Source organism: Caballeronia ptereochthonis (assembly GCF_001545075.1).
Classification (GTDB): domain Bacteria; phylum Pseudomonadota; class Gammaproteobacteria; order Burkholderiales; family Burkholderiaceae; genus Caballeronia; species Caballeronia ptereochthonis.
This window is the reverse complement of record NZ_FCOB02000069.1, coordinates 1-9,202: the sequence shown is the minus strand read 5'-3', so window position 1 is coordinate 9,202 and position 9,202 is coordinate 1. Positions and strand designations below refer to the sequence as shown.

General features: G+C 63.1%; 11 protein-coding genes and 1 pseudogene. 2 read left to right on the top strand and 10 right to left on the bottom strand.

Going from position 1 to position 9,202, the window contains the following annotated elements:
- The 8 genes from AWB83_RS35160 to pepE form a co-directional block, all read right to left on the bottom strand.
- On the bottom strand, window positions 1-582 hold a 582-nt coding region (locus AWB83_RS35160; protein ID WP_374729155.1), incomplete at its 3' end, for a type IV pilus assembly protein FimV.
- A gap of 157 nt (window positions 583-739) precedes the next feature.
- Window positions 740-1,861, bottom strand: coding sequence for an aspartate-semialdehyde dehydrogenase (gene asd / locus AWB83_RS35155; protein ID WP_087050205.1), 1,122 nt, complete (start codon window positions 1,859-1,861; stop codon window positions 740-742).
- Window positions 1,862-1,945: 84 nt separating this feature from the next.
- Entirely contained in the window at window positions 1,946-2,101 is a 156-nt protein-coding gene (locus AWB83_RS36620) for a hypothetical protein (RefSeq protein WP_159463103.1), read from the bottom strand.
- Window positions 2,102-2,247: 146 nt separating this feature from the next.
- Entirely contained in the window at window positions 2,248-3,315 is a 1,068-nt protein-coding gene (leuB, locus tag AWB83_RS35150; RefSeq protein ID WP_087050204.1) for a 3-isopropylmalate dehydrogenase, read from the bottom strand.
- 41 nt (window positions 3,316-3,356) lie between these two features.
- On the bottom strand, window positions 3,357-4,007 hold the full coding sequence (gene leuD / locus AWB83_RS35145) for a 3-isopropylmalate dehydratase small subunit (RefSeq protein ID WP_087050203.1): 651 nt from the start codon (window positions 4,005-4,007) through the stop codon (window positions 3,357-3,359).
- Between the two features lie 31 nt (window positions 4,008-4,038).
- Entirely contained in the window at window positions 4,039-5,448 is a 1,410-nt protein-coding gene (leuC, locus tag AWB83_RS35140; protein WP_087050202.1) for a 3-isopropylmalate dehydratase large subunit, read from the bottom strand.
- A 306-nt stretch (window positions 5,449-5,754) separates the two neighbouring features.
- Window positions 5,755-6,342 carry a porin gene (locus tag AWB83_RS35135; protein ID WP_143750159.1) on the bottom strand — a complete coding sequence of 196 codons (588 nt, stop codon included), beginning with the start codon at window positions 6,340-6,342 and terminating at the stop codon, window positions 5,755-5,757.
- Window positions 6,343-6,386: 44 nt separating this feature from the next.
- Window positions 6,387-6,848, bottom strand: coding sequence for a dipeptidase PepE (gene pepE / locus AWB83_RS35130; protein ID WP_087050201.1), 462 nt, complete (start codon window positions 6,846-6,848; stop codon window positions 6,387-6,389).
- Between pepE and AWB83_RS37500 the strand changes: the two are divergent.
- Window positions 6,846-6,947, top strand: a pseudogene (locus AWB83_RS37500) (AbrB/MazE/SpoVT family DNA-binding domain-containing protein); the annotation flags it as partial. The gene pepE and the pseudogene AWB83_RS37500 overlap by 3 nt on opposite strands.
- A complete protein-coding gene (locus tag AWB83_RS35120; protein WP_087050200.1) occupies window positions 6,941-7,261 on the top strand; it encodes a type II toxin-antitoxin system PemK/MazF family toxin in 321 nt (106 codons plus the stop codon). The pseudogene AWB83_RS37500 and the gene AWB83_RS35120, both read left to right, overlap by 7 nt.
- Before the next feature lie 106 nt (window positions 7,262-7,367).
- On the opposite strand, the gene gltA is transcribed toward AWB83_RS35120, so the two are convergent.
- The gene (gltA, locus tag AWB83_RS35115; protein ID WP_087050199.1) at window positions 7,368-8,669 is read right to left on the bottom strand and encodes a citrate synthase; all 1,302 of its coding nucleotides are present in this window, start codon (window positions 8,667-8,669) and stop codon (window positions 7,368-7,370) included.
- A 175-nt stretch (window positions 8,670-8,844) separates the two neighbouring features.
- Window positions 8,845-9,141, bottom strand: a complete 297-nt coding sequence (locus AWB83_RS35110) for an FAD assembly factor SdhE (RefSeq protein WP_087050198.1) — start codon at window positions 9,139-9,141, stop codon at window positions 8,845-8,847.
- Window positions 9,142-9,202 lie beyond the last annotated feature (61 nt).

Genomic DNA, 9,202 nt, shown 5'->3' with positions numbered 1-9,202 from the left:
GCTCGCCGTAGTCGCCGGCGCGGACCCGGTTTCAGGAGTCTGCTGCGGCGCCGACGCGACATCCGCAGGCGCGCTCGCTTCCGGCGCGACGGCCGAAGCGGCTGTCGCGGCCGATGACGCCGCCGTCGCGCTTTCGGACGCCGGCGCGGCAGCGGCCGAACTGGCCGGCTGCGCCTGGGCAGGGGCGTTTTCCTGCGCGACGGGCGCCGGCGCGGCCGCCGGCGACGACGCGCCGCTCAACTCGGCGGGTACGCTCAGCACCGACCCGAGCTTCAGCCTGTTGATGTCGTGATTCGAAAACGCGCCCGGATTGGCGTCGAACAAGACGCGCGCCGCGCGTTCGCGGACTTCGCGATCTTTCGATCCGGTGAGCTGGCCGGCGATATCGTTCAGCGATTGTCCCGGCTTGACCGCGTATTGCGCCGCGCCGTTCGACTCCTGCCTCGCGCTGGCAGCCGCGCCGCTCGCCTGTGCGAGCGCATCGCCGGGATTCGCCCAGAACACCGCGCAAACGGAGAAGCCTGCCGCAGCGAACGCCGCGCGCGATGACGAAAGGGGAGACCGGCGAGGTCGTTGGATCATTGAGGCTCCGGAGTACGGCGAATTGGAAACGAAACGGCGACAGCCGGTCCGCTCGAACACGGTTTTGCAACGAACGACGCCGCAGAAAAACAAAAAGCGCCGCGAGAAACGCGACGCTTCCTGGTCCTGGCACGCGCTTCCAGGCGCGTAGTTTACTTTACTTGTCGAGCAGAATGCGCAGCATGCGGCGCAGCGGCTCGGCCGCGCCCCACAGCAGCTGATCGCCGACCGTGAACGCCGACAGATATTCGCCGCCCATCGCCAGCTTGCGCAGACGGCCGACCGGCACCGTCAGCGTGCCCGTGACGACCGCAGGCGACAGATCGCGCATGGACGCTTCGCGCTCGTTCGGCACCACCTTCACCCAGTCGTTCGCCGACGCGAGGATGCCGTTCACCTCGTCCAGCGGCACGTCCTTCTTCAGCTTGATGGTGAGCGCCTGCGAGTGGCAGCGCATCGCGCCGATGCGCACGCACAGGCCATCGACGGGAATCGAGCCCGGCTGGCCCATTGCCGGCTTGCCGAGAATCTTGTTGGTTTCCGCGCCGCCCTTCCATTCTTCCTTCGACATGCCGTTGCCGAGATCCTTGTCGATCCACGGAATCAGCGAGCCCGCGAGCGGCACGCCGAAGTTGTCGACCGGCATGCGCTCGCCGTTCATCGCGGCGAGCACGCGGCGGTCGATGTCGAGAATGGCCGAGGCCGGATCGGCGAGATCTTCCTTCGCAGCGCCGTAGAGCACGCCCATCTGCTGGAGCAGCTCGCGCATGTTCTGCGCGCCCGCGCCCGAGGCGGCCTGATAGGTCATCGCCGTCATCCAGTCGACGAGGTTCTCGCGGAACAGGCCGCCCAACGCCATCAGCATCAGGCTGACCGTGCAGTTGCCGCCGACGAAGTCGCGGCCGCCCTTGACCAGCGAATCCTTGATGACGTCGAGATTCACCGGATCGAGGATGATGACCGCATCGTCCTTCATGCGCAGCGCCGAGGCCGCATCGATCCAGTAGCCCTTCCAGCCGGCCGCGCGCAGCTTCGGATACACCTCGTTGGTGTAGTCGCCGCCCTGGCAGGTGATGATGGCGTCGCACTTCTTCAGGTCGTCGATGCTCGTCGCGTCTTTGAGCTTCGTCTCGTTCTTGGCGAACGACGGCGCGTTGCCGCCCGCATTGCTGGTGCTGAAGAACACCGGTTCGATCAGATCGAAATCGCCTTCCTGCTGCATGCGCTGCATCAGGACGCTGCCGACCATGCCGCGCCAACCAACGAGACCTACGTTCATGACTCACTACCCTTGAAGTGGACGCTTCCCCGCATCTTTACCCGGCGTGGCCGCGCGGGGAAGACGCTCGGACACGGGGGACGATCAGCGAATCGTGATCGCTTTGATGGAGATTTTCGTAATGCGCGTTTTAGCGATGCCTTTGATGGCGTCGATGCGCGTGCTGATGGCGAGTTCCGTCGCGACGGCATTTGAGCCGCGTCCGATGGAATGCAGAGAGAATTGAGAGTTCTTCGCCATGACCAAAGAATATACACGAAACTTTCGCGTTTTCGTGAGCCCGATGCTGCGCTTGCGTGAAATTCGTGCGTATCGTGCGCGAACATCTGGAAAAAGAGACGATCGGCCGCTTTATTGCGTCAAACAGCCGACCGCTCTCCGGGCTGTTACAGCGCCTTCAGCACTGCGTCGCCCATTTCCTTCGTACCGACGATCTTGCCGTCCTGCGTCGCGATATCGCCGGTGCGGTAGCCCTGCTCGAGCACCTTCTTCACCGCGCGCTCGATGCGATCTGCCTGCTCGGACTTGCCGAGCGAGTAGCGCAGCATCATCGCCGCCGAGAGAATGGTGGCGAGCGGATTGGCGACGCCCTTGCCCGCGATGTCCGGCGCGGAACCGTGCGACGGCTCGTACAGGCCCTTGTTGTTCTTGTCGAGCGACGCCGACGGCAGCATGCCGATGGAGCCGGTCAGCATCGCGGCCTCGTCCGACAGGATGTCGCCGAACATGTTGCCGGTCACGACGACATCGAACGCCTTCGGCGCCTTGACGAGCTGCATCGCCGCGTTGTCGACGTACATGTGCGACAGCTCGACGTCCGGATACTCCTTGGCGACTTCGATCATCGTGTCGCGCCACAGTTGCGACGTTTCGAGCACGTTGGCCTTGTCGACGCTCGTCAGCTTCTTCTGGCGCTTCTGCGCGGCCTGAAACGCGACGTGCGCGATGCGGCGCACTTCGGGCTCCGAGTAGCGCATCGTGTCGAAGCCTTCCTTCGCGCCTTCGAACGGGCCGTCCGGCGCCTCGCGCACGCCGCGCGGATGACCGAAATAGATGTCGCCGTTGAGTTCGCGGACGATCAGGATGTCGAGCCCCGACACGATCTCCGGCTTCAGCGACGACGCGCCCGTCAGTTGCGGATAGCAGATCGCCGGACGGAAGTTCGCGAAAAGTTGCAGATGCTTGCGCAGGCCGAGAATCGCCTGCTCGGGACGCAGCGCGCGTTCGAGCTTGTCGTACTTCCAGTCGCCGACGGCGCCGAACAGGATCGCGTCGGCTTCCTTCGCGAGCGCGAGCGTCGAATCGGGCAGCGGATGTCCCTTCGCCTCATAGCCCGCGCCGCCGACGGGCGCTTCTTCCAGCTCGAACTTCTCGCCCAGCGCGTTCAGCACCTTGACCGCTTCAGCCGTGATTTCCGGACCGATCCCGTCGCCGGGCAACACTGCAATTTTCATGTCTCGCTTCCTTCTGTGTTCGTGTTTCGCTTGATTGACGCTCAGCCGACGAGCCGGTTGTTCAGCCACGGCTGCTTTGCGAGGCGCTCGGCTTCGTACTGCCGGATCTTGTCGGCATGACGCAGCGTGAGGCCGATATCGTCGAAGCCGTTCAGCAGACAATACTTGCGGAAGCCCGGTACGTCGAACTTGTATTCGGTGCCGTCGCCGGTGCGCACGACTTGCGCTTCGAGATCGATCGTCAGCTTGAAACCGACGAACGCATAAGTCTCGTTGAAGAGCCGGTCGACTTCCTGCTCCGTCAGCACGACCGGCAGCAGGCCGTTCTTGAAGCAGTTGTTGTAGAAGATGTCCGCGAAGCTCGGCGCGATGATCGCGCGGAAGCCGTACTGATCCAGTGCCCACGGGGCGTGCTCGCGCGAGCTGCCGCAGCCGAAGTTCTTGCGCGTGAGCAGAATCGACGCGCCCTGGTAGCGCGGCTGATTCAGCACGAAATCCGGATTGAGCGGACGCTTGCTGTTGTCTTGGCCGGGCTGGCCGACGTCGAGATAACGCCATTCGTCGAACGCGTTCGGGCCGAAGCCCGTGCGCTTGATCGACTTCAGGAACTGCTTCGGGATGATCGCGTCCGTGTCCACGTTCTCGCGATCGAGCGGCGCGACGAGGCCGCTATGCACAATGAATTTTTCCATGACGCTTCAGCCTTTCAAGTGTTCGGGTTGCTCACGCGAGCTTGCGCACGTCGACGAAGTGGCCTTCGATCGCGGCGGCGGCGGCCATCGCGGGACTCACGAGGTGCGTGCGTCCGCCCGCGCCCTGACGGCCCTCGAAGTTGCGGTTCGACGTCGACGCACAGCGCTCGCCCGGTTCCAGGCGGTCCGCGTTCATCGCGAGGCACATCGAGCAGCCCGGCTCGCGCCATTCGAAACCGGCGTTCGTGAAGATCTTGTCGAGGCCTTCGCGCTCGGCTTGCGCTTTCACGAGGCCCGAGCCCGGCACGACCATGGCGAGACGAACATTCGATGCGACGCGCTTGCCGAGCGACTTCACGACATACGCGGCGGCGCGCAAGTCCTCGATGCGCGCATTCGTGCACGAGCCGATGAAGATCTTGTCCGGCCTGATCGATTCGATCGGCGTATTCGGCTGCAGCGCCATGTAGATCAGCGCGCGCTCCATCGCGTCGCGCTTGACGGGGTCCTTTTCCTTCTCGGGATCGGGCACGCGGCCATCGATCGACGTCACCATTTCCGGCGACGTGCCCCACGTCACCTGCGGCACGATCTCGGCGGCGTTCAGTTCGACGACGCGATCGAAATGCGCATCCGGGTCCGACTTGAACTGGCGCCAGTACTCGACCGCCTGATTCCACTCGACGCCCTGCGGCGAGTACGGACGATCCTTCAGATAGCTGATGGTCGTATCGTCGACCGCGACCATGCCGGCGCGCGCGCCCGCTTCGATCGCCATGTTGCAGACGGTCATGCGGCCTTCCATCGACAGCGCGCGGATGGTCGAGCCGCCGAATTCGATCGCGTAGCCGGTGCCGCCGGCCGTGCCGATCTTGCCGATGATCGCGAGCACGATGTCCTTTGCCGTGCAGCCGCGCGGCAACTGGCCTTCGACCTTCACGAGCATGTTCTTGCTCTTCTTCTGCAGGAGCGTTTGCGTCGCGAGCACGTGCTCCACTTCCGACGTGCCGATGCCGTGCGCGAGCGCGCCGAACGCGCCGTGCGTGGACGTGTGCGAGTCGCCGCAGACGATCGTCATGCCGGGCAGCGTCGCGCCCTGCTCCGGCCCGATGATGTGCACGATGCCCTGGCGCAGGTCGTTCATCTTGAACTGCGTGATGCCGAAGGCATCGCAGTTTTCGTCGAGCGTATCGACCTGCAGCTTCGAGACCGGATCGGCGATGCCGTGCGAGCGGTCGGTCGTCGGCACGTTGTGGTCGGACACCGCAAGATTCGCGCTGATGCGCCACACTGGGCGCTTTTCGAGCTTCAGGCCCTCGAAGGCTTGCGGGCTCGTCACTTCATGCAGCAGGTGACGGTCGATATAGAGGATCGAAGTGCCGTCCTCTTCCGTGTGGATGACATGCGTGTTCCACAGTTTGTCGTAGAGAGTCTGTGCCATGGTGAGCGCTTTCGTGGGTGACTGCGGGGAATGTGCTGTGTGGTTCCATCGACAGCTTGTTGGTCGATTATGCCACTTCCGGGCGCGCCGCGGGTACTAGGCTGAGGGAAAAAACCTAGTAAAAACAGTGAGTTATGGTGGTGGTGCCAGTACCCGGATAAGGGATACCCGGATGGAAGGCGAATGGAGCGCTCATTTTGCGCCCGATGCGGAGCCGGAGGATTCGGATCTCCTCCGGATACGGGTCATGCGGCCGGGCGCGGTCGTCTGCGGTCCGGCCGGTTCGCGAGACGTGTTATACGGGCATCAAACGAGGGCGGAACGCTCGTCAGCCGCCGGGGATTTGCGCTCCGACGCGCTGCCGTAGGTTTGCGGGACGGAGAGATCCGGATACATCTGCCGGATTCGCCGCCACTCCGCCGCATCATAGAATTCGCAGGGATTGTCCGCCGACGCAGCCGTGTAGCGCTTGGCGACCTCCAGACAGAAGCGGACCGCCTCCGCAATGTCGACTTCGTGGCTTGCGCTCGAATCGCTGCCGCCGACCACCGACTCAGCGGTGAGCGCGACGCCCACCACCGGCGCGCCGGTCGCGGCGTGCGGCTGCATGATGCTGTTGAAGTGGTACGGGCCGTTGTCGTAGGGCGTGATGTCCTGCTGGGTGATCGGCAGGGTGAAGGCCGCGCGCCCCGTCGTCGACTGCATGACCTTCACCAGATGCTGTTCCCCTTCGACGCGTCGATCGAGAGATCGCATCCATTCTCCGGCCGGATTGCTGTGGGTCTGATAGCTCAATGCCGCATCGACGACGCCATAGAGCGTCACGTTCGATTGCGCGTGCGCACCGGCCATCGCGCTCGCCGTCATCGCGAGCGCGATGTACTTCCCTTTCATTCATTTATGTCTCCCTGATTTGCCTGCTTCCTTGCGGACCGGACTTACTCGCGGAAGTCCGGCCGATGTTCGAGTCCGGCGGGTCCCGTGACGCGCGAGAGTGCGAAGGTTTCGTTTTCCGCAATCGTGGCGATGGTCGTCTTGTCGACGAAATGCAGCGCGCCGCGCTCGCCATTGATCTGGAACGGCACCAGCGCCAAGGCGCGCAGCGTCGGCGGCTGCACGATCGGCATGTCGTTGGTCGTGCGAATCGTCGGGCACGCGACATTGCTTCCGGCGCTCCAGCGGATATAGCGCGTGCCCCCGCGCACCTTCGACCGGATCGCGGCCACGGTGCCCGCGTCGTACATGCGCTTGAGCAGCGCGAACGTATTGCCGCCGCCGACCGCGATGGCGTCGGCCTGCTCGATGCTGCGGCGCGGGTCCGTGCTGTGGTGAATCGCTTCGAGCTCGTAGCCGAGACGCTCGAACACCGGCTTCACGATGTCTTCGTAGGCGTCGACCAAGGCTGGGCGGAAGCAAGCAAATCACTCGCGGAGAACGGAGACGACAGCCTCGTGATGGGTGAATTCGGCAATGCCGATGATGCGGGGCTCGAATGGTAGCCCGCGGAGAAGTGTGGCTGGTTGGACTCGATCCGGTGTTGGGCAGCGAAATTCACCAAACGCGACCGTGCGTCGTGGTTTCGCCGCCCGAGCTGCACGACCATCGGCGAACCGTCATCGTCGCTCCGATGACGTCAAAGGGCCGGCCAGCGCCCTTTCGCATCCCTGTTTCGTTCAATCGGAAACAAGGGCTGATCTTGCTGGATCAGATCCGCACGGTAGACAAGGTGCGGCTGGTCAGGAAAGAAGGAACAATCGCTGAGAACACGCTTCTGGACACGCTGCATGCGCTGCAGGAAGTGTTTGCGGATTGATTTCGATGGCGAGCCCGCTCTTGCAGCGCTTGCCCGGACCTTAAAAGCAAAAAACCCCGACGATCGCTCGCCGGGGTTTTTTTACCGCCTGAGCTGATCGCTCGGCTCAGCGCTTCGCCAGCGGCTTCACTTCCCGCGGCGTCTGGCCGATGAACAACTGACGCGGACGGCCGATCTTCTGCTCCGGATCCGCAATCATCTCGTTCCACTGCGCGATCCAGCCCACCGTGCGCGCCATCGCGAAGATGCAAGTGAACATCGACGTCGGGATGCCCAGCGCGCGCTGCACGATGCCCGAATAGAAGTCGACGTTCGGGTACAGCTTGCGCGACACGAAGTATTCGTCCTCCAGTGCGATCTTTTCGAGCTCCATCGCGAGCTTGAAGAGCGGATCGTCGTGCAGGCCGAGTTCGTTCAGCACTTCGTGGCACGTTTCGCGCATCAGCTTGGCGCGCGGATCGTAGTTCTTGTACACGCGGTGACCGAAGCCCATCAGCTTCACGCCCGAGTTCTTGTCCTTCACCTGCTTGATGAACTCGGGGATGTTGTCGACCGAGCCGATTTCTTCCAGCATGTTCAGCGCGGCTTCGTTCGCGCCGCCGTGCGCCGGGCCCCACAGACATGCGATACCGGCCGCGATACACGCGAACGGATTCGCACCCGACGAACCCGCCAGACGCACCGTCGACGTCGACGCGTTCTGCTCGTGGTCCGCATGCAGGATCAGGATGCGGTCGAGCGCGCGCACGAGCACGTCGTTGACCTTGTACTCTTCGCACGGGTTCGAGAACATCATGTGCATGAAATTCGCGCTGTACGAGAGTTCGTTCTTCGGATAAACGAACGGCTGGCCGATGCTGAACTTGTACGCCATCGCGACGAGCGTCGGCAGCTTCGCGATCATGCGAATCGCCGAAACTTCACGGTGACGCGGGTCGTTGATGTTCAGCGAGTCGTGATAGAACGCCGACAGCGCGCCAACCGCAGCCGTCAGCACGGCCATCGGATGCGCGTCGCGACGGAAGCCGCGGAAGAAGAAGTGCATCTGTTCGTGCACCATCGTGTGACGCGTGACCGTATCCACGAATTCCTTGTTCTGCGCTTCGTTCGGCAGCTCGCCCTTCAGGAGCAGATAGCACGTCTCGAGGAAGTCCGCGTTCACCGCGAGTTGCTCGATCGGGTAGCCGCGATACAGCAGCTCGCCCTTGTCGCCGTCGATGTAGGTGATCGCGGAATTGCACGCCGCCGTCGACATGAAGCCCGGGTCATACGTGAACTTGCCGGTCTGCCCGTACAACTTGCGGATGTCGATCACGTCCGGGCCCATCGTGCCCTTGTAGATCGGCATTTCGACGCTCGGCGAGTTGTCGCTGAACGATAGCGTGGCTTTAACATCTGACGGGGTCATAGCACATCCTCAATCGAAGTATGGATACAGGTTTTCGATAATTTGCACGACGGAAGCTGCGCGGCAAAACTGTACTGTCGGCCGTTGGTCTCGGTGCCGGCCTGTAGTGCGGCCGATCCGGTGCATATCGCAACCATTGGCCTATTTTGCAGAACTCCGCGCATTCCTGCTGAAATCACACGGAGCGCAGCATTTCCAGCAAGCGGATCACATCCGGCGTCGCCAGGTCGCCTTCCGGTTCCGTACGCGCCAGCAGCAGGTCCATCAGTTCGTTGTCGCTCAGCTCCAGCAGGCGGGTCAATGCGGCCACGTCGGCGTCACTGAGGTCATGCTCATATCGGCTGAAGAAACGATCGAAGATCAGATCGTTTTCCAGCAAGCCGCGCCGGGCGCGCCAGCGAAGGCGCGCCCGGCGAAGAGGGTCGGACTGATGCGGGGTATCGTCTTGGGTATTGACCATCACATCGCCCATCTCAGACAGCGCGGCGCACCATCAATTCCTTGATCTTGCCGATCGCCTTGGTCGGATTGAG

Bases quoted from the DNA above. Each gene is read 5' to 3' on its own strand.
- asd (WP_087050205.1), bottom strand. From the start codon at position 1,861: ATGAACGTAGGTCTCGTTGGTTGGCGCGGCATGGTCGGCAGCGTCCTG.
- AWB83_RS36620 (WP_159463103.1), bottom strand. From the start codon at position 2,101: ATGGCGAAGAACTCTCAATTCTCTCTGCATTCCATCGGACGCGGCTCA.
- leuB (WP_087050204.1), bottom strand. From the start codon at position 3,315: ATGAAAATTGCAGTGTTGCCCGGCGACGGGATCGGTCCGGAAATCACG.
- leuD (WP_087050203.1), bottom strand. From the start codon at position 4,007: ATGGAAAAATTCATTGTGCATAGCGGCCTCGTCGCGCCGCTCGATCGC.
- leuC (WP_087050202.1), bottom strand. From the start codon at position 5,448: ATGGCACAGACTCTCTACGACAAACTGTGGAACACGCATGTCATCCAC.
- AWB83_RS35135 (WP_143750159.1), bottom strand. From the start codon at position 6,342: ATGAAAGGGAAGTACATCGCGCTCGCGATGACGGCGAGCGCGATGGCC.
- AWB83_RS35120 (WP_087050200.1), top strand. From the start codon at position 6,941: ATGGTAGCCCGCGGAGAAGTGTGGCTGGTTGGACTCGATCCGGTGTTG.
- gltA (WP_087050199.1), bottom strand. From the start codon at position 8,669: ATGACCCCGTCAGATGTTAAAGCCACGCTATCGTTCAGCGACAACTCG.
- AWB83_RS35110 (WP_087050198.1), bottom strand. From the start codon at position 9,141: ATGGGCGATGTGATGGTCAATACCCAAGACGATACCCCGCATCAGTCC.